Below are 23296 nucleotides of genomic sequence, written 5' to 3'. Positions count from 1 at the left end.
GCGCATCGCACCTGTCAATCACAGGCAGCGAAGGCCGCCCCAAGGACAGTCATTCGCGGCCAGTGGCCTGACCAGAAGCTGACGCAAAACATCGATGTCGCGCAGGCCCCACAGGACCTGGTGACGATATCAGCGGGCGCGGAACGCATTACGCCGCGCGCCGCAGCGCAATCGCCCTTCGAGCCTTCGTTGCAGACTCCACGAGATGCTGTCGCGGGAGCCCGAAAGCCGCCTGCGCAGGCAAGACAGCAAGATGCCCAGTCATTCATGGGCCAACGACACAAGACCGCCCGGGCATGAAGCCCGGGCAATCATTCGATATCCGTGCCGAAGGCCGGCGTCGATGAATCGGCAAATGCCAGGTGTTAGGGAAGAGACCGCAGGGCCGGAGGAGTACCAATCCCCGCAACACGTCCTGCCTCTTCCAAGTACTCAACATGATCATGCCGCATGTGGCCCGTCCACGGACTTGCCTGCATGCGAAAAACGCATTCCACGACATGCGCTGAGCACAACACGAAGCGGAAAACGGTTCCTCGTCGCCGACGCACAATGCGGCTGCCCTTCGGCACGCCCAGTCTAGCGAGACGACATGAAACGGATGCTCATCAACGCGACCCAGCCGGAAGAGCTGCGCGTCGCACTGGTCGACGGACAACGCCTTTACGATCTCGACATCGAGTCCGGCGCCCGCGAACAGAAGAAAGCCAATATCTACCGCGGCAAGATCACCCGCATCGAGCCCAGCCTCGAAGCCTGCTTCGTCGACTTCGGCGTCGAACGCCACGGCTTCCTACCGCTCAAGGAAATCTCCCGCGAGTACTTCTCCAAGGACCCCGGCCAGGGCCGTCCCAACATTCGTGAAGTGCTCAAGGAAGGCCAGGAAGTCATCGTCCAGGTCGACAAGGAAGAGCGTGGCAACAAGGGTGCCGCCCTGACCACCTTCATCAGTCTGGCTGGCCGCTTCCTCGTGCTGATGCCCAACAACCCACGTGCCGGTGGTATCTCCCGCCGCATCGAGGGCGAAGAGCGCGCTCAGCTGAAGGAAGCGATGAACAGCTTGACCCTGCCGGACAAGATGGGCGTCATCGTGCGCACCGCCGGTATCGGCAAGAGCGCCGAAGAACTGCAGTGGGACCTCGACTACCTGGCACAGGTGTGGGACGCGGTGACCAAGGCCGCTTCCAGCCGCCCTGCCCCCTTCCTGATCTACCGTGAATCCAACGTCATCATCCGTGCCATGCGCGACTACCTGCGCAATGACATCGGCGAAGTGCTGATCGACTCTCCGGAAGTCCAGGAAGAAGCGCTGTCCTTCGTGCGTCAGGTGATGCCGAGCTACCAGCAGAAGATCAAACTCTACGAAGACGACGTGCCGCTGTTCTCGCGCTTCCAGATCGAATCCCAGATCGAGACCGCCTACCAGCGTGAAGTGAAGCTGCCCTCCGGTGGCGCCATCGTCATCGACCACACTGAAGCCCTTGTCTCCATCGATATCAACTCCGCGCGCGCCACCCGCGGCAGTGATATCGAGGAAACCGCGCTGCAGACCAACCTGGAGGCCTCCGACGAGATCGCCCGCCAGCTGCGCCTGCGCGATATCGGCGGCCTGGTGGTGATCGACTTCATCGACATGACGCCGGCACGCAACCAGCGTGAAGTCGAGAACCGTGTGCGCGACGCACTCAAGATCGACCGCGCTCGTGTCCAGATCGGTCGCATCTCACGCTTTGGCCTGATGGAAATGTCACGTCAGCGTCTGCGTCCGTCACTGGGCGAGACCAGCGGCGTGGTCTGCCCGCGCTGTGACGGCCAAGGCACCATCCGTGACGTGCGCTCCATGGCGCTCTCGATCATGCGCCTGATCGAAGAAGAGGCCATGAAGGAGCGCAGCTCGCAGATCCGCGCCATTCTGCCGGTGCCGGTCGCGACCTACCTGCTCAACGAGAAGCGCGCCACGCTGTTCGACATCGAACGTCGTCAGGGCGTGAATGTCGTGCTGCTGCCGAACCCGGAACTCGACACCCCGCACTACGAAGTCGTGCGTCTGCGTGATGACCACGTCGATGAAGACGGTGCCGACAAGTCCAGCTTCGAACTGTCCGTCGAGACCGAAGTCGGCAAGGAACCGGACCCGAACTTCGACAAGCCGCCGGCGCGCACCGAAGCCGCTGTCAAGAGCGTGTCCCACACAACGCCTGCCCCGGTTGCCGCACCGGAAGCGCCTGCCGCAGTGGCCGAGACTGCTGACAGCAGCAATGACAGCGATAGCCGCAACGGCAACGGCAAGAACAACGGCAATCGTCGTCGCAACGGCAGCAACGGCCGCAACCGCCAGGAGTCGCGCAACGAGTCTCGTAACGACACTCGCAGCGAAGGCCGCAACGACAGTCGTCAGAGCTCGCGCAATGACAGCCGTCAGAGTAATCGTTCGAACCAGAGCAACGACAGCCGCGCTCAGGCCAGCAAGCAGGCAGTCGTCACCCAGGCGCCCGCCCAGTCTCACGCCAGCACAGCAGCCCCCGTCGCCGGTGGCGGCCTGCTGTCGCGCCTGGCGCGAGGCTTCAGCCGCCTGCTGGGCAATGACAGCGACAGCGCAGCACCGGCCAAGTCCAGCGAAGCGCGCAAGGCACTGGAAAAGGCCCGCGAGCGTCGCGAGACCGTCAGTGAAGCCAGTGCTCCGGCAGCGGCTCGCAACGATTCCCACAATGGCCGTAACGCTGAACGTAGCGACGATCGCAAAAACGATCGCAACAACGACCGCAGCAATGACGGCCGTGGCAACGAGCGCGATGACAACCGCAAGGACTCCCGTCGTCGCAATGACAACGCGTCACGCGACAACGATGCTGACAGCAACAGCCAGAACGATGGCCGTAACAGCAACAAGCGCCGTCAGCGCAACGACCGTGGCAGCCGTCGCAAGTCCAACGAGTCGCGTCAGGACAGCCAGCAGGAAATCGTCACCAACGACAGCAAGCCTCAAGCCGAGCCGAAGGCGCAGGCCGACAACAGCTCGAAGGCCGACAACGCCAGCAAGCGCGATTCCGGCAAGCGCAGCGACAAGCCGGCACGTGGTGAAAAGCCGAGCAAGACTGACAAGGCCGAACAGGTCGACAGCAAGCAGGCACGCGAGTCCATCAAGGCAGCCGAACAGGCCGAGCAGGAGGAACAGCAGGTCAGCAGTGAAGACCAGCAGACACGCAACAACCCGCGTGTGCGCAGCCGCCAGCACGCTCTGAATCCGCAGGCGGTCGAAGAGCAGAAATCGCTCAAGGCCATGGCGCTGGCAGGCCCGCAGGCTACCGCTGCTCCGGCAACCGCTGCGGTGCCGGCCATTGCCGAGGAAGGTGCCAAAGCCGTCAGTGCCACTACCGCTGCTCCGCAGGGCGAAGCCAATGCCCCGCAAGGCAGTGACAGCGCTCCGCAGGATGAAAACAGTACCGCGACACAGGAGGCACCGACCACCGCTGAGCAGTCTGCCAGCGCAGACCTCACGGCAGTCGCCGCAGCGGAAGTCAGCGAGCCGAGCAACGAGACGCTGAAAGAGACGGTAGCCCCTGAGTCAGCGGCATCCGACGCGCAAGCGTCTGAGTCTGAGCCAGCGGAAGTGGCCGAGCCGGTCGCCGAAGCGCCGATCGACGCACCTGACGAAGAGGCGTCAGAAGCGCCTGCCACTGGCGCTCACCAGGCGCAGAAGCCTGAGCAGCACGCCGCCCAGCGCACTGAGCAGCATGCCGTCCAGCAGCCAAGCGTTCACCAGCCGCAGGCCAGCGAAGCTGACGCCGCCGTCGACACGCCGGCCATCACCGCTGCAGAAGTCGCACCGGAAGCCGCGGCCGATGAGCAGTCGCTGAAGGAAAGCGTGATCAGCGAAGCCGCTGCGCCTGAAGCGCCGCAAGGTGAAATCACTGTCAGTGAGAACGGCGCCGAAGCGCAAGCTGCCGAGCAGACCGAAGCTCAAGCACCTGCCGCTGACGCAGAGGAAGCGGTCGCCGCTGAACAGCCTGTACAGAAGGCCGCGCACGAAGAGGCTCCTCAGCAGACTGAGACCAGCGAGGCGAAGGTGACGCAAAACGCTGACGTGGCCAGCACTGAGATTGAGCCTGCCGTCAGCACGGAGCGCACCGCAGATACTGTCGCTGATGCTGCTGAAAGCTCTCAATCAGCTGAAGGCTCCGATTCTGCTGACGGCTCTACAAACGCTGAAGGCTCTGATGCTACTGCTGAAGGTGCCGAAAGCGCCGTCAACGTTAGCGCCAGCGTCGAGAACGCCCCGGCCGAGGCAGCGTTCGCGACTGCCGAGCGTCACGACAATGTCGCCGTGGCGCAAGCCGTGAGCGACGACACCTCCACGGTGGAAGTCGCTGACAGCGAGCAGAAGCAAGCACCGAGCGAGCAAGGCGAGGCGGCAGCGGCAGAAGGCGTGCAGCAGGACAGCGCGCAGCCAGCCACCGAGACCCGCCGTCGCCGTGGCGAACGCGCCTACAACGATCCGCGCGAAGTGCGTCGTCGTGAGCGTGAAGCTGCCGAGCGTGCTGCTGCACAACAGGCCAGCGCAGAGACTCAGGACACGACCGCTCAGGATGACAGCAACACGTCACACTGAGGCCTGAGGCTGGCGCCCTGCCCCTGCCGTCACTCGCTGCCCCTTTCAGCCACAAGCGCTGAAGGGGGCGCCAGAAAGGCAGAGGACCCTGCCAGCGTCTGCCGGCCGCTCTCGCTGAGCAGCAAGTCAGATGAAAACAAGAACGCCCCGCAGGCTTGCCTGCGGGGCGTTCTTGTTTTCAGCGTATAGCTCAGTGTACACGACGCTGGGCCTCAGCCCTCGGGCATCACCCTTCAGGCATCATCCCAAGCTCCCGCGGCTCCTGTTCGAGCCAGACACCGAAGCGGGCGTGAACGGCCTCACGTACCTCCTGCGCCAGTGCCAGCAGCTCGGTGACGGCACCCTCGCCGAAGTGCACCAGCACCAGCGCCTGCTGAGCATGCACGCCAACATGGCCTCTGCGCGCACCTTTCAGGCCACATTGATCGATCATCCAGCCTGCTGCCAGCTTGATGCTGCCATCGGCCTGCGGGTACTGCGGCAAGCTCGGGAAGCGGGTCAGCAGCGCCTGGGCCTCGGCACGGGGAAGCTGCGGATTCTTGAAGAAACTGCCGGCATTGCCCAGTCGCGCGGGGTCGGGCAACTTCTCACTGCGCGTGGCAATCACCGCCTGGGCGACCTGCAACGGCGTCACCTCCCCCCCTTGCGGCAACGCCGCACTGACGCGCTGGGCGAGATCACCATAACCGAGCCGGGGCGCCGCCTGGCGCGATACCTGCAACTCCAGGCGCGTGATCAGCACGCGATGCTCAAGCGCGCCCTTGAAGATGCTGTCGCGATAGCCGAAACCGCATTCCTCACGATTCATCCAACGGCAGCTGCCATCTTCCAGCGACATGACTTCCAGACGCAGCAAGTGGTCTGCCAGCTCGACGCCATAGGCGCCGATATTCTGGATAGGCGCCGCACCGCAGCAACCGGGAATCAAGGCCAGGTTCTCGTAGCCCCACCAGCCGGCGGCGGCCAGCTCCATCACCAGGGCATGCCAGCGCTTGCCGGCCTCGACGGAGACCTTGGCCGTCAGGCCGTCTTCTGCTGGCGTGATGGTGACCTCGTCAAAGGCCGGACGCATGACATGGGCATCCAGCCACGGCAGCAACACCAGATTGCTGCCGCCGCCGATCACCACCAGACGCTCTCCAGTCTGCCGGGAGGCCAGCACCTGTGCCCTGGCCGCCTCGACGGTGTGTGGCTCGCTCAGGGCACGGGCACGCGCCGAGAAGCCCAGGGTATTGCAGCTATCCAGCGCCACACCCTCTCGTTGCGAGGTGTCGCCAGCGTTCTGATCACTGGATACCTGAGTCATGAGCGCGCCCGCGCCGTGGTCGCTGCAGGCAGTGCCGCAATGAGTGCCTCACAGGCCACATCGATCAGGTCCAGCACACGCTCGAAGGCATCGGGGCCCCCGGTGTAGGGGTCCGGCACCTCACGACTGCCCGCTGCCAGCGCGGGCAGCGGGGTCGGCAGCAGGTCCAGCAGGCGACCGATCAGCGCCTGATCGCCACTGTTGCTGCGCGCAGCCAAGGCACGGGTATCGGCAAGATTGGCGTCGTCCATCACCAGAATCAGATCGAAGTCGTGAAAGTCCTGCTCGCACAACTGACGGGCACGCAGCGTGCTGATGTCATGGCCGCGCCTGGCCGCATGCGCGATGGCCCGCGAATCAGGCTGACCGCCGACATGCCAGTCACTGGTGCCGCAGCTGTCCACCGTGACGACCTGATCCAGGCCATGGCGCGTCAGCGCCGCGCGCAACACGCCTTCGGCACTCGGTGAGCGACAGATATTGCCCAGGCACACCATCAGGATGCGCTCCAATGGCGCCTGACGCTGGGCCAGCTGCTCAAGAAGCTCGCTCATCAGGCCTCTCCGCTCTCGCTGCCTGCCACTGCTTGCGCCAGCCAGTCGCGCACGCGCTCGAGGTCCTCCGGCGTGTCGACACCTGCCGGATGCGCCGTGCAGGCAATGGCTACCTGGATGGCATGACCATGATGCAGCGCGCGCAGCTGTTCGAGCTGTTCAAGCTGCTCCAGCGGGGCCGGCAGCCAATCGACGTAATCGGTCAGGAAGCTGGCACGGTAGGCGTAAAGGCCGATATGACGCAGCCAGGAATCGGTGGCCAGCATGTCCGGCGGCGTGGTGAAGTGCTCGCGGTCCCACGGGATAGGCGCGCGCGAGAAGTACAGGGCACGCCCACGCAGGTCACGCACCACCTTGACCACATTGGGGTTGAACAGGCTGTCGACGCTGGCGATCAACTCCGCCAGCGTGGCGATCGAGGCCCCCGCGTCTTCCTCGAGGCGTACCGCCACCTGATCGATCAACGCCGCCGGCAGCAACGGCTCATCGCCCTGGACGTTGACCACCAGGGTCTCGGGGGCCAGCGCCAGCAGCGTGACCACCTCGGCAAGGCGGTCCGTCCCGCTGGGATGATCGGCACGCGTCATTACCACCTCGGCCCCGAAGCCTTCACAGACCTCACGGATGCGCTCGTCATCGGTGGCGATCACGACCCGACTGGCCTGACTGGCGCAGGCATTGCGCCAGACATGCTTGATCATCGGCTGGCCATGAATGTCCGCCAAGGGCTTGCCCGGCAGGCGTGAGGAGTTGAAGCGCGCCGGAATCACGACCACGAAACCGGCCTCGCTCTCTGAACGGCTGTCGTCTGCCTGCCCCTGCTGCAGAAGGTCACTCATCAGCCGCGGCTCCCCTTGAGCTTCTCGTCGGCATCCATCTGGCGCGCTTCTTCTTCCAGCATGACGGGAATGCCGTCGCGTACCGGATAGGCAAGGCCATCGTAGAAGCACTTGAGCTCGGCATTCGCCGCATCATAGGTCAGCTTGGCCTGACACAGCGGGCAGACCAGCAGCGCGAGCAGTTCCTTGTCCATCGAGACATCTCCGGAATAACAGCAGAAAAGAAAGAAAATTCAGCGATCAAGCCCTCAGAGCGCCTCAAGGCGTTTGGCGAGCCAGTCCACCAGCGCCTGATCCGGACGCGCCTCGACATCCAGCGCCCAGCAGCGCTCATTGGCGAAGCTGCGACACTTGACGGCGTCCTTGGCGGTCATCACCACGGGCAGATTGTCGGAAAAGCGCAGATCCGTCGGCGTGAAACGATGGTGGTCCGCCAGCGGACACGGCAGATGATCGACCCCGAGATTGGTCAGGGTGCGGAAGAAGCGCTGCGGATTGCCGATACCGGCTAACGCATGCACCTGACCACTGAACGGCAGCTGGTGGGCAGGATAGCGCACGTCGTCGATCAGATGGCGCCAGTGAACCGGCGTCAGCGTCATGCAATGCGATTCCACCGGAAGGCGCGAGCAGTCGATGACACCGTTGGAGATCACCGCATCGACACTGGCAAGGCGCGACAACGGCTCGCGCAGCGGCCCGGCGGGCAGGCAACGCTGATTGCCGAAGGCACGCTCACCGTCCACGACCACCAGCTCGATATCGCGCCCCAGCGCATGGTGCTGCAGGCCGTCATCGGAGAGCAGGATGTCGCAGCCCGCGGCAATCAGGCGCCGCGCCGCACTCGGACGATCCGGGTCGACCGCCACAGGCAGGCCGGTCTGCTGGGCCAGCATCACCGGCTCATCGCCGGCATGCTGGGGATCGGTATCGGCCTGCACGTAGAGGGGGTAGCGCGGCGAATGCCCACCGTAGCCGCGCGAGATGATGCCCGGGCGCCAGCCCTGCTCGCTCAACCAGCGCCCCAGCCAGGCGACCAGCGGCGACTTGCCGGTGCCACCGACGGTGATGTTGCCGATCACGATCACCGGCACCGGCGCCTTCCAGACCTCACGCTTGCCGGTGAGATAGGCATTGCGCTTGCGCGCCACCACATTCCTGTAGACATGTTCCAGCGGGCGCAGCAGGTGCAGCCAGCCGGCGCCACGATACCAGGCGTCTACCAGTCGTTCACTCATGCGTCTGCCGTCTCCCGGAACTGGATGCGATGCAGCGCGGCATAAGCACCTTCCTGAGCAATCAATGATTCGTGGGTGCCGTCTTCGATGATCTCGCCATCATCCATCACCAGAATGCGGTCCGCCTTCTCGATGGTGGACAGACGGTGGGCGATCACGAAGGTCGTCCGGCCCTGACACACTTCTTCCAGCGCGCGCTGGATATAGCGTTCTGATTCGGTATCCAGCGCCGAGGTGGCCTCATCCAGCACCAGAATCGGCGAGTCCTTGTAGATGGCGCGCGCGATGGCGATACGCTGGCGCTGACCACCGGAGAGCATCACGCCATTGTCGCCGACGATGGTGTCGTAGCCTTCACTCATGCGCTCGATGAATTCGTGGGCATAGGCCGCATGCGCCGCCTCTTCCACCCGCGCCTTGTCGACTTCGCCGGTGCCGTAGGCAATGTTGGCGGTCAGGTCGGCATTGAACAGGGTGACATTCTGCGAGACCAGCGCGATCTGCTGACGCATCGGTCGCAGCTTGTAGTCCTCGATGGCGACATCGTCGATCAGGATGCGGCCGGTGGTCGGTGCGTAGAAGCGCGGCAACAGGCTCATCAACGTCGACTTGCCCGATCCCGAACGCCCGACGATGGCGACCATCTGCCCTGGCTTCACCTCCAGATCGATACCCTTGAGCACCTCCTGCTGATGATCTGCATAGCGGAAGTGGACATTGTCGAAGCGCACACGCCCCTCGAGACGACCCTCGGGCACCAGGGTGCCGTTGTCCGGCTCTGCCGGCATATCCAGCAGACCGAACAGTTCTTCCGAGGCCGCCATGCCCTTCTGGATCTCGCCGTTGACTTCGGTCAACTGACGCACCGGCTTGGCCATCATCGAAGCAGCGGTGATGAAGCCGACGAACTCCCCAGCGCTCATGCCGGCCATCAGTTCCGGCGCCATCGCCAGCCACACCAGCGTGGCCAGCGCCACGGCGATCAACAGCTGGATGACCGGCGTGGCGGTGGCCTTGGTCAGCGCTTCCTTCATCTTCTGCTCGCGGTTGTACTCACTGACCGCCGCAAAGCGTGCCTTCTCGTAATCCTCGGCACCGTGAGTACGCACGATCCGGTGGCCGGACAGCGCCTCGGAGGCCACGTGGGTCACCTCGCCCATCGAGCCCTGAATGCGCTTGGAGAGCTTGCGGAAGCGCTTGCTGGCATAGCTGACCACCCAGCCGATCAGCGGCGTGACCGCGATGAAGACCAGCGTCAGCTTCCAGTTGGTCCAGAACAGATAGCCCAGCAGGCCGAGCACGAAGAAACCTTCGCGCAGGATGATGGTCAGCGCCTTGGTGGCCGCGCCGGTGATCTGTTCGACATGATAGGTGACACGGGTGATGAGATGGCCGGTGGAGTTCTCGTCGAAATAGCGCCCCGGCAGATGCAGCATGTGGTTGAACACCGTGGTGCGCAGGGTGTGCACCACGTTGCGCGCCACATCACTCATGCAATAGGTGCCCAGGAAGGTGCCGACGCCGCGCACGGCGAACATGCCGATCACGAACAGCGGCAGGAACAGTCTGAACTGGGCGTCAGGATTCTGAATGCCGTCGATCAGGCGCTTCATCATCTCGGCCAGCGCCGTACTCGAGGCACCGTAGATGATGTAGCCGATGACGGCGGCAAGAAACATCTTCCAGTGCGGGCGAACATAGCCGAGCAAGCGGCGGTAATGAATCCAGGTGGAGTCGCGACTCACGGGGTCTCCATAGACTTGGGCGGCGCCCTCATGGGGCATCCGGTGATGATGATTCCGTCCCGATACGCGTACTGATGCGCACACGGGTGATACCCACTTCAGCGGCGGCGTCCAGCGCCGTGACCACCTTGGCGTGGGGCGTGCGGCCATCGGCTTCGAGGATCAACCCGAAGCGATCTGCCTGGTCCTTGTACTGCGCAAGTTGCGCTCCCAGTTCATCCTCGCCGAGGCTTGCCTCGCCGAGCGTAAAATCACCTGCTGCTCCGATGCTCAAAATCAAGGGCGCCTGCTCTACCGCGCTGGCCTGACTGGACTGCGGCAGAATGAGGTCCAGCGCTCGACGGCTATCGAAGGTGGTCGAGACCATGAAGAAGATCAGCAGCAGAAACACCACGTCGATCAGCGGGGTGAGGTTGACCTCCACCGACTCACGCCGGCGACGCGGAAACCTCATGACGGCCTCCCGGCACCTGCCCCCTTGCCATCATCGCCACCATAGGGATCATCGGCGTCACGACGCATGTAAGCCGGCAGGTCTTCCGGCAGACGCTCATGGGGCTCCGGCACCTGGCCGCGGCGCTGGCCCGGGCGACGGTCGATGCCGTCGTGGCTCTCGGCCAGCCCGAGCTCGCCCTGATGGTGCGAGATATACTCCACCACCTGCCCTGCCTGCTCCTCCATGTTGACGGTGATGTCCTCGACACAGCGCTGGAAATAGCGATGGAACATCAGTGCCGGAATCGCCACCGTCAATCCGGAGGCCGTCGTCACCAGCGCCCGGGAAATCCCGCCGGCCAGCTCCTGGGCTCGCTCGGCGCTGCCCGCATCGACGATCACGGCAAAGACGTCGATCATGCCCACCACCGTGCCCAGCAGCCCCAAAAGCGGCGTGATGGCGGCGATGGTGCCCAGCGGACTCAGGAAGCGCTCCATGTCATGAATCACGGCCACGGCCGATTCCTGCATGCGCGCGCGTACCTGCTCATTGCCCAGGCGCGCATTGCGCAGTCCCGCCGCCAGCACGTTGCCCAGCGGCGAATGACTCTCCAGCCAGTACACATTGACCTGTCCCTGGCTGATCAGTTCACACACCTGCTGCCCCAGTCCCTTCGGCGCGATGCGACGCGTGCGCAGTGTCCACAGGCGCTCGAGAACGATGGCCAGTGCCACGACGGAACATCCGAGGATGGGGAGCATCAAGACTCCCCCTGCGTACAAGGCTTCCAGCATGTGACCTCTCCCTTGGTCTCGATGCCTCTGCGGGCACCATTTTTGTCGTGTCAGATGTCACGCGCCGTCCCTGTCGCGCAGGCCGCATGAATCCGCCATGCATCTGATCATCCAGCGGATTTTACCCCAAGGCACCTCACTCCGATACCGCCAGCCCTGCGTGCTGGTTGCAGCCGCTCCCCCTGCGGCCACCACTCCCAGTGCAAGGCGCCATCCAGCCCGACATGCCAGAGACACTCGACATGACGCGCCAGACGCTCCACCACGTCCGGATGCGGATGACCATGCGGATTGTAGCGACCGGCGCTGACAATCGCGTGACGCGCCGCCAGGCTCTCAAGCCAGCCATCACCACTGCTGGTGCGGCTGCCGTGATGTGCGACCACCAGCAATGGCAAGCTGCGTCCGGCCAGTCGTCTGCCCAGCGTCGCTTGCAACTCGCGCTCCTCCTGCAGGCCGATATCGCCGGTCAGCAACGCCAGTGGGCGTGCGCCATGTGCTATCAAGACCACACAGGAGTGCGCGTTGTCACGTCGAGTTGTCAACCCTGCTGGCGGCCACAGCATCTCAAGGCGCACCGGCTCGCCCTGTAACTGACCAAGGATGATGCTGCGCCCGGCGACACACTCTCGCATCGCCACCTCCTCGAGCCAGCTTACCTGATGCGCCAGTCTCGCTCGCTGCCCGGCCGGCACCCACAAGGAAGCGATCTCCTCGGCAGACAGCGCCTGCAGGCCGCCGGCATGGTCACCATCCCCGTGACTCACGATCACGCCGATCGGCTCTCCCGCCACGGGCATTGGCCCCGGCAAGCGAGCGCCGGCATGGCGTGATGCCACGCCCAGATCATATCGCCAGTGTCTCGGCGTCTGGCGTGAAGTACCGATGCCGATGCTCGCAGCAAGATGACTGCGCAGCGAAATCGCCAGCCCCTGCCCGACATCATGCACCGTCAGACTGAGCGCGGGCGCCCCGGGCGAGAACGAGGCGACCTCTGTCGCGCGCGTGCCGGCGTCCCGCCCGGCGGTGGCCAGCGCAGTCGGTGACCACGGCAAGGTCAGCGCCGCCAGTGACAGCCCCCAGCAGAGTGCCACGCTGCCACACAGGCGCTTCAGACGGCCATCGAGGCCCGGCACACCCTCCGCCAGCCAGGCACATAGAAGGGCCATGACCACGAGCATCAGGATCAAGGCCGAGGGAGTGGCGCCAGACACCCCCGCCGCCATTGGCACCTGCGGCCAGCGCCCCTGCGTCGACGCAAGCGAAGACAATATCTCCATCGCCTGCGCCATGCCCTGTGCCAGCAGCTGCCATAGACCGCCACTGAACACACCGTCAGCGAGCATGCCTGTGAGCCGTGACGGGACGAGTCCCGTGAACAGCAACAGCTGCTCGAGTCCCGCAACCCCCCAGCCCAGCATGCCAAGCGGCACGATCAATAACGTCACCAGGGGCGCCATCAGCAGATTCATCGGCAGCGACAGCCAGGACAGCTGGCCGCGCGAAAGCAGCAGGGCCGCACCCATGACCAGCGTCAGCAACCACTGGCTGCGCAACGTGGCCAGACACCATCCGCGCACTCCCCGCGGTCGCGAGCGGCCCTGCCAGGCCAGCAACAACACCGCCACGGCGAGGAATGATAGCCAGGTACCCGGGCGCCACAGTGCCAGCGGGTCCAGCCCCAGCACCAGAATCAGCGCCAGCATCCAGACCTGCCAGACACCTAGGCCGCTACGGCCACTCGCCATCCAGAGCCCGACCGTCACCATCAAGGCGGCGCGCAGGGCCGGCGGCGCCAGGCCTGCCAGCAAGGCGAAACTCCAGGCCGCCAGACAGGCAAGCCACCAGGGCGCCACGCTGAATCGCCACCCGCCCGGTCGCCAGAGGCGCAGCACGCCGAAACTCAGCCCCAGCACCAGGCTGGCCATCAATCCGACATGCAGCCCCGACACCACCGCCAGATGCGTCAGTCCCGTGGCGTTCAGGGCGTCCCAGTCGTCGTGGGTCAGTGCCGCGGCCTTGCCCAGCGTCAGTGCCGCCAGCCAGCGACAGGGCGACCCCGGCCAGTCGACCAGTGCCCCGCCTTCGCCCGTGCCACAGCGCTGCCATAGCGCCTGCTCGGCATGAAGGCGCAGCGCTGCCAGCCCGCCTGGTGGCGCCAGGCGCTGCGCAAGAGACAGTTGGCGCACATACCCCGTGGCGACGATACCTTCGCGCCATAGCCAGGCGACACGATCAAACTCCGCCGGGCTCGCTGAGCGCCCGAATGCCGGGTTGCTGGCGCCATGAGGCGGCACCAGACGCACGACCATGCGCCAGCGCTCACCGGCCTGCCAGGGAGTCGCCAGCGCCTCGCGTGTCGCGATATCGCGGGGTGGCTTGTGTGGCCAGTAGCGCCGAAGCTGCACTCGCTGATCCAGCAGGCGATGACAGGCGGCCAGACGCCCGGCATCCGCGTTGGGTGACTCCGTCGGCTGGAAGAGATCACAGCGCGAGACACGCAGCACCAGGCGCACCGATTCATCAGGTGTCGGCAGCGCGCGATTGACCTGCTCGACCCGGCCTTCCAGCCACAGCTCTTGGCGCGTCAGCGCCTCCGCCATCACGATCGGCTGCTGCAGAAGACTGATCACCAGCCCGCCCCCCAGCGCTGCCGAGAACCGAAGGCTCAAGGCTCCGAGCCGAGAGCGGCGTGACCCGGCGCCGGAAGCAGAATGCGGGCAAGAACGGGTGGGAGTGACTGCCAAGGCCCCTGCCACCATGAGCCAGCAGAGCAGCAAGGCGGCCAGCAACAGGTTGTCGCTCAGCGTCATGAAGGCGGCCCAACCATGCGTCCCACCCTCCTGCGCGCCGAGCCCTGCCGATGAGCGTGACTGCCAATCCGCGCCCCACTCGCCCTGGCGTGACAGCCAGATGCCCGCCACCAGCCCCGTCAGCAGCTGGGCCAGCGAGGCCGGTGACAGCCAGAATCGAGCGGGATGGGAAGATTTGTTCACGGTGGCACCTGGCATGTTGCTGGCCTCTTGCAAGGTCACCCATGGCGCAGTCCGTCAGGCATCGCGCGGGCTTTGCTGTACTCAGTGCCGAATCGAGACACGCGGGTTGCAGATCACTAACCGGATAACTGCGCAGTCAGCATGGCAGTCCTGCAGCCATGTATGGATAATGGCCGGCGTTGAATGCCAAATGGCCAAGTCATGCCTCGTCGTCTACTCAAGCGGCTCATGCCGGAACCGGATGCCCTCAAGCGCAAGAAGTCGCTGCGCTTCATGCATCACCTGATCGCCGATCCCGCACTGTGGGCGTTGTCGCGACGCACTGTGGCCAATGCCTGCATGGTGGGGCTGTTCTGTGCGCTGCTGCCGATTCCCTTCCAGATGGTGGTGGCCGCCCTCGGTGCCTGGGCACTGCGCTGCAACCTCGCGCTGTCGGTGGGTCTGGTGTGGGTGACCAACCCGCTGACCATGCCGGTGGTCTACTACGCGACCTACCGCGTGGGCGCCTGGATGCTCGACACGCCCGCACGCGTGATGCCGGAGCAGGTCTCCGCGGCCTGGTTCGCCAATCAGCTGGAAGACATCCTGCCCGCTCTGGCGCTGGGTTCGCTGGTCAGCGCCGTCGTCCTGGCACTGCTGGGCAACATGCTTGTCCGCCTCTTGTGGCGCTATCAGGTAGTGCGCAACTGGCGCAGCCGCCGCAAGGCGCGCCTGGCCGCCAGACGTTGCAGCAAGGAGCAGTCATCACGCCCGACCGCTGAGCAGGACACCGACAAGCTCTGAACACTGCCGACAGACACGCATGAAAAACGCCCCGCCATCGAGAGATGGCGGGGCGTTTGGCTTTCTGGCTAGCGTGAATCAGTCAGCGGCTCGACTCAATCCTCGTGCAGCTTGCCGCCGTCCAGACGCAGCACACGGTGCTGGTGCGCGGCCAGACCGTTGTCGTGGGTCACGATGATGAAGGCCGCCTGCGCTTCGCGCGCGATGTCATCCATCAGCTCGAGAATGCGCGCCGCCGTGGTCTGATCCAGGTTGCCGGTCGGCTCATCCATCAGCACCAGACTCGGGTCCGTCACCAGCGCACGCGCGATGGCGACGCGCTGGCGCTCACCCCCGGACAGCTCGCCCGGCTTGTGATCGGCGCGCGGCGCCATGCCGACCCGCTCCAGCAGCTTGCGCGCCTTGACGGCAGCCTCGGAACGCTTGTGGCCACGGATGATCAACGGCATCGCCACATTCTCTTCGGCACTGAATTCCGCCAGCAGGTGGTGGAACTGATACACGAAGCCGATGTGCTGATTGCGGAAGCTGCCCAGCGCCGACTCGCTGAGTTCGGACAGGCGCTGGCCGGCCACCTTCACGATGCCCTGGGTGGGATGGTCCAGCCCACCGAGCAGATTGAGCAGCGTGGTCTTGCCGGAGCCGGAGCTGCCGACCACGGCGACCCGTTCACCGGCATGCACGCGCAGTTCCAGCTCGTCGAGCACCTGCACCTCTTGCGGGCCCTCATCGTAACTGCGGCTCAGGCGCTCACAGATCAGCATCGGCTTGCCGTGGGCCTGACCCGGCGCGTGAGTGTCAGAAGCCGGCGTCGGCATGGCGGTGTCTCCAGCAGCGGAACGGGTGGATGCATCAGACGATGTCGACGGATTACTCATAGCGCAGCACCTCCGCCGGCTGGATGCGCGAGGCGCGCCAGGCCGGATACAGCGTCGACAGGAAGCTCAGCACCAGCGCGGAGCCGATGATGATGCCCATGTCGCTCATCTCGAGGCGCGATGGCAGATAGCTGATGAAGTAGACGTTGGGGTCCAGGAACTGGATACCGAAGGTCGACTGCACCCAGGCGATGATGTCGGAGACGCTCAGCGCCAGCGCCACCCCGGCGATGGCACCGATGATGATGCCCAACACGCCGATGGTCAGCCCCTGCACGATGAAGATGCCCATGATGGAACCGGGCCTGGCCCCGAGAGTACGCAGAATGGCGATGTCGGCGTGCTTATCCGTCACCATCATCACCAGCGTCGAGACGATGTTGAAGGCCGCGACGGCGACGATCACCATCAGCAGCAGGCCGATCATGTTCTTCTCCATCTGGATGGCGGCGAACAGGTTGCCGTGGGTGCGCTTCCAGTCCATGCCGCGATACTGCGGCCCCAGCTGGCTGACGATGTCACGCGTGACCTGATCGGCGCTGAACAGGTCATCGAGCTTCAGGCGCACCCCCTGGACGTCCCCCTCATTGAAGCGTGCCAGCTTGGCCATGTCCGAGATATCGGTGTAGGCAAGGCTGGCATCGACGTCCGCGCCGACCTTGAAGATACCGGTCACCGTGAAGCGCTTGAGGCGCGGGAAGATGCCTCCCGGCGTGATGGAGGCCTCGGGCACCAAGAGCGTGACGCGGTCCCCCACGCCGACGCCCAGATTGCGCGCCAGCAGCTCGCCCATCACGATGCCCCAGCTGCCGGGCGTGAGATCCGCCAGACTGCCCTGCACCATGTGCTCGCTGATGATCGAGACCTGATCCTCCGCGGACGGATCGATACCGGTGACCAACGCACCCTTGTTGCGACCGTTGGTGGTGAACATGCCCTGCTGCTCGATATAGGGCGCCGCACCGACGACATGTGGCTTCTCGCGCAGCTTGCCGGCCAGCGTCTCCCAGTCGGTGACGCTGTCACGCGCCTCGACGCGCACATGCGGCACCATGCCCAGCACGCGGGTTCGCAGCTCATGGTCGAAGCCGTTCATCACCGACAGCACCAGAATCAGCACGGCGACGCCCAGCGACAGCCCCAGCATCGAGGTCAAGGAAATGAAGGAAATGAAATGGTTACGGCGCTTGGCGCGGGTATAGCGCAGGCCGATCAGAAAGGGTAGGCGATCCAGCAGCATCGAAGTCGATTCCTTGGGTCAGGGTCGCGGGCCATGATACGCATTCCGCAGGCTCGGCGCATGGAGCCATATTCGAACGCAGTTTGCCAGCCTTCGTCTGTGGCCAACATGAACCGCCATCATGGCAAGACATGTGCACGTCAGGCACCACAGGGCTAGCGTCGGCGCATGGCTCTGCTATCATCGCGCGCCGAGTCCGCGGCATTGCGGCTTGCGCCTTTATCGTTACCTCTTCATCAGGGAGATGCCCATGGCCACCCGTCTGCTCGCCGAATGGCACCCGCAGGACGCCATCCAGCTCAGCTGGCCCAGCCCGCACAGTGACTGGAGCGAGATGCTCGAGAGCATCGAAGCCACCTGCGAGGCCATGGTGATCGCCATCAGCCGCTATCAGCACGTGCTGATCAGCGTCAGCGATGACGCCACCCGCGAGCGCCTTGCCGCACGCTTCGCCGGTTTCGGCGTGCCCGCCGAGCGCCTGCATCTTTACGTGGCGCCGCTGGATGACACCTGGACGCGCGACCATGGCCCCATCACCGTCGAACGTGATGGCCAGCCGGTGCTGCTCGACTACACCTTCACCGGCTGGGGCGGCAAGTTCGAGGCCGCCCGCGACAACGCCCTGACCCGCACCCTCGCCGCCCAAGGGGCTTACGCAAGCCCGATGGAAAGCCGCGACTTCATTCTGGAAGGCGGCGGCATCGAGAGCGACGGCCAGGGCACCCTGCTGACCACCGAAGCCTGCCTGCTCAACGACAACCGCAATACCGGCCTGAGCCGCGCCCAGGTCGAGGCGCAACTCAAGGCCGATTTCGGGGTCGAACGCGTGCTGTGGCTCGCCAATGGTCACCTGGAAGGCGATGACACCGACAGCCATGTCGACACCCTGGCGCGCTTCTGCGACCCGCGCACCATCGCCTATGTCCGCTGCGATGATCGCGACGACCCGCATTACCCTGCACTCAAGGCGATGGAAGCCGAACTTGAAGCACTGCGCGATGCCAATGGCGACCCGTACTTCCTGGTACCGCTGCCGTGGCCGGATGCCTGCTTCGATCCGGACGACGGCCATCGTCTGCCGGCGACCTACGCCAACTTCCTGATCATCAATGGGGCCGTGCTGGTGCCGACCTACGCCGATCGTCACGACATGATCGCTCTCAAGGCCCTCGCCAGCGCCTTCCCCAAGCGTGACATCATTCCGGTCGATTGCCGCGCCGTGATTCGCCAGCATGGCAGCCTGCACTGCATGACCATGCAACTGCCCAAGGGCACGCTGGCCATCTCGAACACCTCTCAAGGAGCACTGTGATGACTGCTTCCCGCCGTACACTCAAGGTCGGTGTCGTCCAGCAACAGGGCTGGCCCGACAAGGACACAAGCCTGGCGGCCAGCGAAGCCGCCATTCGTCGCCTTGCCGCCGATGGCGCTGAGCTGGTGATGCTGCAGGAGCTGCATGCCAGCCACTACTTCTGCCAGACCGAAGACACCGAGATCTTCGATCTCGCCGAGCCCCTCGACGGCCCGACCACCCAGCGTCTGGCCGGGCTGGCCGCCGAACTCGGCCTGGTGATCGTCGGCTCCATCTTCGAGCGCCGCGCGGCGGGCGTGTATCACAATACCGCCGTGGTGCTCGACAAGGCCGCTGGCCTGGTCGGCACCTTCCGCAAGATGCACATCCCGGATGATCCCGGCTTCTACGAGAAGTTCTACTTCACGCCGGGCGATGCGCCCAGCGCACAGGCCCCGCGCCGCGGCTTCGAGCCCATCGACACCTCGGTCGGGCGTCTGGGCGTTCAGGTCTGCTGGGACCAGTGGTATCCCGAAGGCGCACGCCTGATGGCGCTGGCCGGTGCCGAGATGCTGCTCTACCCCACCGCCATCGGCTGGGACCCGCGCGACGATGAAGCCGAGCAGACACGCCAGAAGGATGCCTGGACCCTGATCCAGCGCAGCCACGGCGTCGCCAATGGCGTGCCGGTGATCGTCGCCAACCGCGTCGGTCATGAAGCGGACCCGACGCCCGCCAGCGAAGGCATCCACTTCTGGGGCGGCAGCTTCATCTGCGGCCCCCAGGGCGAGCTGCTGGCGCATGGCGGCACCGAGCCCGAGGAGCTGCTGGTCGAGGTGGACCTGGCGCGCGGCGAGGACGTGCGCCGCATCTGGCCTTACCTGCGCGATCGTCGCATCGATGCCTATGGTGATCTCACCGAGCGCTATCGCGACCGCTGAGCCCATCGGGCTTTTGCAGGTGCCGGCCCGATAACAGCCCCCTATCGAGATCATACAGCCTCCCCCCGCAGAGACAGGAGGGCGCCCAGCGTGGCGCCCTCTTCTGTTTCCGTCTGTCGGTGCCGGCGCCGTCGGCCTCTCCCGTCGGGTGATTCAGCCTCTCGGAGCCCCTCTTCTGTCCGCGCATGCCGCCATGGTCTGTCTTGCCATCCCGGTCACGCTAGGCTAAACAAGATAACGCGATAAAAAATCACGTCTCCCTTGCTGCAATCAGGACGCAGAGCATGCCCGAATACCAGTTGATGGCCAGAATAGAAGCGGCCTTCGATACGCAGATCAGTGCCGCCGATCAGGTCATCACCGCGGTCAGAGAAGAGAATTCGCCACTCTGGCGGCTGGATGGCGTCAGTGCCGATAGTGAATGGCTCAGTCAGGCGTTGCAGGATGTGTGGTATCAGGATGGCCAGGATGGCCGGGTCACCCGCCCCTATCTGGGCGTGGTCGCCGCAGGCCCGAAGGTGATCGAGCGCGTCGCGGCACTCAACGCGGCCAAGGAGCAACTGGCGGAGCTCTTCGCCGAGCTGCGCGAACAGTATCCCGACCAACTGGCCGAACTGAAGGCGATTCTGCCCTTCCGCCATCCGGGGCTGAATCAGCACCTGAGGGGCGATGGCTTGGCGCGACTGCATCTCAAGCAGTGCTGGCGGCGGGTGCCGGTGGCAGAGGCGCCAGTCGCGCGAGTGCGCTTTGCCTGGTACAGCTCCGGACGCTCTATCCAGCGCGTCAGCGTGGCGGAGTGTGAAGCCTTGCTGATGAAACTGGATACCGAGGCCGAGCACGTACGCCTGCAGCTCAAGCTGCTCGCTGGCTTGCCATCGGATGAGATTCTGGCCCGCATCCAGCCCCAGGCACCGCTGATGCGCGCCAACCTGTTCTATCGTGAGCCGGTGATGCGCGAAGACGGCGAGCTACGTACGCGCCGCGCGCTGAATGTCTCCCTGCCGCTGTTCCTGCCGCATGATGACCTGCGTCTGCCTGCACTCAATCAGCCAAGCCCGACGCCGCCCACCGAGCGCACACGCGCCCGCCGCGGTGACGTGCGCATCGAGGACACGCCTTTCCTCAGGAGTCTGCGCGTGCATCGCTATCGCTGATCCCTGGAGCAAGAGAGCCGGTGAGCCGAAGAGACACACCGGCCGTGAAGCCGCCTGCTAGAGGTCAAGCGCCGATTCGGGCATCCGCTTGAGGTGAATACGGCGCGCCAGTCGAATCATCGGCTTGAGCGTCAACTGCAGCGAGCCGATCACGAACAGCCAGATGCCCAGCGTCATCCACTCTTCCCAGAAGAAGCACACGCTGCCGATCGTGAACAGCAGGCCCAGCACCAGCTCATTGATGATGCTGGCCAGCTCATAGCGGCGGTGGATGATCAGCTCCTCATGGCCAAGCCGCAGCGTGAGGTCCGAGGCTGGATCATCCTGCAGTGTCTCGCGTGACTGCGTGCCCGACTGGCGAGTATCGTGTTGCCGTGGATCATCCTGCATGCGTGATTTCCTCAAGGTTCATCGACAAGGTTTCCCGGCTGGGAGCCCGACAACCACAAGGCCCCGACATCAATGATGTCGGGGCCTTGTGGTATGCCTTCAAGTCAGCGGGCACGAGGCCCGCGCCGCTCAGAACAGACGGTTGAGTCCGTTCATGGCCGCGACCCGGTAGGCTTCCGCCATGGTCGGGTAGTTGAAGGTGGTGTTGACGAAGTACTTGAGCGTATTCGCCTCCCCCTTCTGCTGCATGATGGCCTGACCGATGTGCACGATCTCGGACGCCTGGTCCCCGAAGCAGTGGATGCCGAGAATTTCCAGCGTATCGCGATGGAACAGAATCTTGAGCATGCCGACGGTATCGCCGGTGATCTGGGCGCGGGCGGTGTCCTTGAAGAACGCCTGCCCCACTTCGTAGGGGATGCGCGCCTCGGTCAGTTCGGACTCGCCACGCCCCACCGAGCTGATCTCGGGGATGGTGTAGATGCCGGTCGGCACCTCATTGACGAACTTGAACTCTTCCCCCAGCAGGTTGGCCGACGCGAAGCGGCCCTGATCGTAGGCGGCAGATGCCAGGCTCGGCCAGCCGATCACATCGCCTACCGCATAGACGTGGTCCAGCTCGGTGCGGTACTGATCATCGACGGTCAGCTGACCGCGGCCGTTGGCCTGTAGACCGACATTCTCGAGACCGAGGCTGTCGGTGTTGCCGGTACGACCGTTGGCCCACAGGAAGGCGTCTGCACGCAGCTTCTTGCCGGACTTGAGGTGTACGACCACGCCGGACTCGTCGCCCTCGATGCGATCGTATTCCTCGTTGTGACGCACCAGCACGCCATTGTTGCGCAGGTGATAGGACAACGCGTCGGAAATCTCGTTATCCAGGAAGGACAGCAGACGATCACGCGTATCGATCAGGTCGACCTTGACGCCAAGGCCGGAGAAGATCGAGGCGTATTCGGAGCCGATGACACCGGCGCCGTAGATGATCAGCGTGCGCGGTGTGTGCGACAGGCCCAGGATGGTATCGGAGCAGTAGATGCGCGGGTGGCGGAAGTTGACGTCCGCCGGGCGGTAAGGACGTGAGCCGGTGGCGATCACGACCTTCTCCGCATGCAGCTCCTCGACCCTTTCATGGGCATCGCGCACCACGACGGTGTGCTCGTCCTTGAAGCGGGCGGTACCGAAGAACACATCGATGCGATTGCGGGCGTAGAAGCGCGTACGCATCTCGACCTGCTGCTCGATGGTGCGGCGTGAACGCTCCAGCACCTTGGGGAAGGAGAACCAGCGCGGCTCGCCGATATCGCGGAACATGCGATTGGTGTTGAACTCGATGATCTGCTTGACCGCGTGGCGCAGCGCCTTGGAAGGGATGGTGCCCTTGTGGGTACAGTTGCCGCCCACGGAAGACTGAGCCTCGATCACGGCGACACGCTTGCCATGCTTGGCCGCGTTGACTGCCGCGCTTTCCCCTGCCGGACCGGTACCGATCACGACGACATCGTAGTTATAGACTGCCATGAGACTCGCTTTGCTCCTTGATTGTTCGTAGACCGGCCCTGACACGTACGGTCTCACCTCGCGGTGACACTGCCATGTCAGGGCCGGTAGCAGGCCTTGCGGCCGGCGGGCTCTGAGCCATCAGAGCAGAAATCAGCGACGTGCGGCGTCGTAGGCCAGATCGCTGGCCGGCTTGCTGCCACTCTCTGCCATCAGACGCTGGCGATCCTGCTCCTTCTCGCACTCCTCATCCTTGCCGCCACAGATGTCACAGCCATCCTTGAGCCCGAGGTTGTTGAGACCACCACAGGAGCCGGCGATCGGCTTGCGGCCCATCAGGACACCGACGGCCATCACGCCAATCAGCAGTAACATCGCGGCGAACACCAGTAACCAGATCGTCATGTCATTCCTCCCGGGGCATGGCCCCATTGTAAACCTCTCGAGCGGATCGGCTTCAGCGCAGCTTGCCCCCTGTCGATCCAGTGGATCATCCAGGACGGCATCCAGAAGATGCCATGCAATCTGAACGCCCGACCCTGTCGGAGGCGTGTCTCGACAGATGGCAGACAAGAAAGCCCAGCCGGCTGCCTTTCGGCAGG

General features: G+C 64.5%; 19 protein-coding genes. 5 read left to right on the top strand and 14 right to left on the bottom strand.

All coding sequences use genetic code 11. The features are described 5' to 3' along the window. The first annotated feature begins 592 nt into the window (after positions 1-592). Positions 593-4609 carry a ribonuclease E gene (rne, locus tag AC5WNJ_RS04280; protein ID WP_495930467.1) on the top strand — a complete coding sequence of 1339 codons (4017 nt, stop codon included), beginning with the start codon at positions 593-595 and terminating at the stop codon, positions 4607-4609. 226 nt (positions 4610-4835) lie between these two features. On the opposite strand, the gene murB is transcribed toward rne, so the two are convergent. The 9 genes from murB to AC5WNJ_RS04235 all read right to left on the bottom strand — a co-directional run bounded on the left by murB (position 4836) and on the right by AC5WNJ_RS04235 (position 14517). Next, a complete protein-coding gene (murB, locus tag AC5WNJ_RS04275) occupies positions 4836-5915 on the bottom strand; it encodes a UDP-N-acetylmuramate dehydrogenase (protein WP_495930466.1) in 1080 nt (359 codons plus the stop codon). Then, positions 5912-6469, bottom strand: a complete 558-nt coding sequence (locus tag AC5WNJ_RS04270; protein ID WP_253062537.1) for a low molecular weight protein-tyrosine-phosphatase — start codon at positions 6467-6469, stop codon at positions 5912-5914. The genes murB and AC5WNJ_RS04270 overlap by 4 nt, the downstream gene beginning before the upstream one ends. Further along, on the bottom strand, positions 6469-7308 hold the full coding sequence (gene kdsB / locus AC5WNJ_RS04265; protein ID WP_495930465.1) for a 3-deoxy-manno-octulosonate cytidylyltransferase: 840 nt from the start codon (positions 7306-7308) through the stop codon (positions 6469-6471). Before kdsB ends, AC5WNJ_RS04270 begins: the two co-directional genes overlap by 1 nt. Beyond that, positions 7308-7502 (bottom strand): Trm112 family protein, encoded by a 195-nt coding sequence (locus AC5WNJ_RS04260; protein WP_043331901.1) that lies wholly within the window; start codon positions 7500-7502, stop codon positions 7308-7310. Before AC5WNJ_RS04260 ends, kdsB begins: the two co-directional genes overlap by 1 nt. Positions 7503-7556: 54 nt before the next feature. After that, positions 7557-8546: a tetraacyldisaccharide 4'-kinase gene (gene lpxK / locus AC5WNJ_RS04255; protein ID WP_176676420.1), complete on the bottom strand. Its 990-nt coding sequence runs from the start codon at positions 8544-8546 to the stop codon at positions 7557-7559. Next, positions 8543-10291: a lipid A export permease/ATP-binding protein MsbA gene (msbA, locus tag AC5WNJ_RS04250; RefSeq protein WP_495930464.1), complete on the bottom strand. Its 1749-nt coding sequence runs from the start codon at positions 10289-10291 to the stop codon at positions 8543-8545. Before msbA ends, lpxK begins: the two co-directional genes overlap by 4 nt. Positions 10292-10319: 28 nt before the next feature. Further along, a complete protein-coding gene (locus tag AC5WNJ_RS04245; RefSeq protein ID WP_253062531.1) occupies positions 10320-10745 on the bottom strand; it encodes an ExbD/TolR family protein in 426 nt (141 codons plus the stop codon). Beyond that, positions 10742-11521, bottom strand: coding sequence for a MotA/TolQ/ExbB proton channel family protein (locus AC5WNJ_RS04240; protein ID WP_306424383.1), 780 nt, complete (start codon positions 11519-11521; stop codon positions 10742-10744). Before AC5WNJ_RS04240 ends, AC5WNJ_RS04245 begins: the two co-directional genes overlap by 4 nt. A 107-nt stretch (positions 11522-11628) precedes the next feature. Continuing rightward, positions 11629-14517 carry a ComEC/Rec2 family competence protein gene (locus AC5WNJ_RS04235; protein ID WP_495930463.1) on the bottom strand — a complete coding sequence of 963 codons (2889 nt, stop codon included), beginning with the start codon at positions 14515-14517 and terminating at the stop codon, positions 11629-11631. Positions 14518-14718: 201 nt separating this feature from the next. Here AC5WNJ_RS04235 and AC5WNJ_RS04230 point away from each other — a divergent pair, with 201 nt between their 5' ends. Then, positions 14719-15300 carry a DUF2062 domain-containing protein gene (locus AC5WNJ_RS04230; RefSeq protein WP_253062527.1) on the top strand — a complete coding sequence of 194 codons (582 nt, stop codon included), beginning with the start codon at positions 14719-14721 and terminating at the stop codon, positions 15298-15300. 95 nt (positions 15301-15395) lie between these two features. On the opposite strand, the gene AC5WNJ_RS04225 is transcribed toward AC5WNJ_RS04230, so the two are convergent. Together AC5WNJ_RS04225 and AC5WNJ_RS04220 are read right to left on the bottom strand one after the other, a co-directional pair. Beyond that, positions 15396-16118 (bottom strand): ABC transporter ATP-binding protein, encoded by a 723-nt coding sequence (locus tag AC5WNJ_RS04225; protein WP_253062525.1) that lies wholly within the window; start codon positions 16116-16118, stop codon positions 15396-15398. Positions 16119-16170: 52 nt separating this feature from the next. Next, positions 16171-17415, bottom strand: coding sequence for a lipoprotein-releasing ABC transporter permease subunit (locus tag AC5WNJ_RS04220; RefSeq protein WP_175088376.1), 1245 nt, complete (start codon positions 17413-17415; stop codon positions 16171-16173). A 253-nt stretch (positions 17416-17668) separates the two neighbouring features. Here AC5WNJ_RS04220 and AC5WNJ_RS04215 point away from each other — a divergent pair, with 253 nt between their 5' ends. The 3 genes from AC5WNJ_RS04215 to AC5WNJ_RS04205 all read left to right on the top strand — a co-directional run bounded on the left by AC5WNJ_RS04215 (position 17669) and on the right by AC5WNJ_RS04205 (position 20804). Continuing rightward, entirely contained in the window at positions 17669-18730 is a 1062-nt protein-coding gene (locus AC5WNJ_RS04215; protein WP_495930462.1) for an agmatine deiminase family protein, read from the top strand. Beyond that, a complete protein-coding gene (locus AC5WNJ_RS04210; protein WP_253062521.1) occupies positions 18730-19650 on the top strand; it encodes a carbon-nitrogen hydrolase in 921 nt (306 codons plus the stop codon). Before AC5WNJ_RS04215 ends, AC5WNJ_RS04210 begins: the two co-directional genes overlap by 1 nt. Before the next feature lie 284 nt (positions 19651-19934). Beyond that, a complete protein-coding gene (locus AC5WNJ_RS04205) occupies positions 19935-20804 on the top strand; it encodes a DNA replication terminus site-binding protein (protein ID WP_495930461.1) in 870 nt (289 codons plus the stop codon). Positions 20805-20861: 57 nt separating this feature from the next. Here AC5WNJ_RS04205 and AC5WNJ_RS04200 read toward each other — a convergent pair whose 3' ends face one another. The 3 genes from AC5WNJ_RS04200 to nqrM form a co-directional block, all read right to left on the bottom strand. Continuing rightward, on the bottom strand, positions 20862-21194 hold the full coding sequence (locus AC5WNJ_RS04200; protein ID WP_495930460.1) for a YrhK family protein: 333 nt from the start codon (positions 21192-21194) through the stop codon (positions 20862-20864). Between the two features lie 129 nt (positions 21195-21323). Next, positions 21324-22715 (bottom strand): Si-specific NAD(P)(+) transhydrogenase, encoded by a 1392-nt coding sequence (gene sthA / locus AC5WNJ_RS04195; protein WP_495930459.1) that lies wholly within the window; start codon positions 22713-22715, stop codon positions 21324-21326. A 132-nt stretch (positions 22716-22847) separates the two neighbouring features. Beyond that, positions 22848-23099: a (Na+)-NQR maturation NqrM gene (nqrM, locus tag AC5WNJ_RS04190; RefSeq protein WP_495930458.1), complete on the bottom strand. Its 252-nt coding sequence runs from the start codon at positions 23097-23099 to the stop codon at positions 22848-22850. Between the last annotated feature and the right edge of the window lie 197 nt (positions 23100-23296).

The sequence above is a fragment of the Cobetia sp. PDI-23MA genome (assembly GCF_059507735.1).
The sequence above is the reverse complement of the archived record's forward strand: the minus strand, read 5'-3'. Positions and strand labels throughout refer to the sequence as shown.

What these genes read in the sequence shown, in the direction of transcription:
- rne (WP_495930467.1), top strand. Translation starts at nt 593, where the DNA reads ATGAAACGGATGCTCATCAACGCGACCCAGCCGGAAGAGCTGCGCGTC.
- murB (WP_495930466.1), bottom strand. Translation starts at nt 5,915, where the DNA reads ATGACTCAGGTATCCAGTGATCAGAACGCTGGCGACACCTCGCAACGA.
- AC5WNJ_RS04270 (WP_253062537.1), bottom strand. Translation starts at nt 6,469, where the DNA reads ATGAGCGAGCTTCTTGAGCAGCTGGCCCAGCGTCAGGCGCCATTGGAG.
- kdsB (WP_495930465.1), bottom strand. Translation starts at nt 7,308, where the DNA reads ATGAGTGACCTTCTGCAGCAGGGGCAGGCAGACGACAGCCGTTCAGAG.
- AC5WNJ_RS04260 (WP_043331901.1), bottom strand. Translation starts at nt 7,502, where the DNA reads ATGGACAAGGAACTGCTCGCGCTGCTGGTCTGCCCGCTGTGTCAGGCC.
- lpxK (WP_176676420.1), bottom strand. Translation starts at nt 8,546, where the DNA reads ATGAGTGAACGACTGGTAGACGCCTGGTATCGTGGCGCCGGCTGGCTG.
- AC5WNJ_RS04245 (WP_253062531.1), bottom strand. Translation starts at nt 10,745, where the DNA reads ATGAGGTTTCCGCGTCGCCGGCGTGAGTCGGTGGAGGTCAACCTCACC.
- AC5WNJ_RS04240 (WP_306424383.1), bottom strand. Translation starts at nt 11,521, where the DNA reads ATGCTGGAAGCCTTGTACGCAGGGGGAGTCTTGATGCTCCCCATCCTC.
- AC5WNJ_RS04230 (WP_253062527.1), top strand. Translation starts at nt 14,719, where the DNA reads ATGCCTCGTCGTCTACTCAAGCGGCTCATGCCGGAACCGGATGCCCTC.
- AC5WNJ_RS04225 (WP_253062525.1), bottom strand. Translation starts at nt 16,118, where the DNA reads ATGCCGACGCCGGCTTCTGACACTCACGCGCCGGGTCAGGCCCACGGC.
- AC5WNJ_RS04215 (WP_495930462.1), top strand. Translation starts at nt 17,669, where the DNA reads ATGGCCACCCGTCTGCTCGCCGAATGGCACCCGCAGGACGCCATCCAG.
- AC5WNJ_RS04210 (WP_253062521.1), top strand. Translation starts at nt 18,730, where the DNA reads ATGACTGCTTCCCGCCGTACACTCAAGGTCGGTGTCGTCCAGCAACAG.
- AC5WNJ_RS04205 (WP_495930461.1), top strand. Translation starts at nt 19,935, where the DNA reads ATGCCCGAATACCAGTTGATGGCCAGAATAGAAGCGGCCTTCGATACG.
- AC5WNJ_RS04200 (WP_495930460.1), bottom strand. Translation starts at nt 21,194, where the DNA reads ATGCAGGATGATCCACGGCAACACGATACTCGCCAGTCGGGCACGCAG.
- sthA (WP_495930459.1), bottom strand. Translation starts at nt 22,715, where the DNA reads ATGGCAGTCTATAACTACGATGTCGTCGTGATCGGTACCGGTCCGGCA.
- nqrM (WP_495930458.1), bottom strand. Translation starts at nt 23,099, where the DNA reads ATGACGATCTGGTTACTGGTGTTCGCCGCGATGTTACTGCTGATTGGC.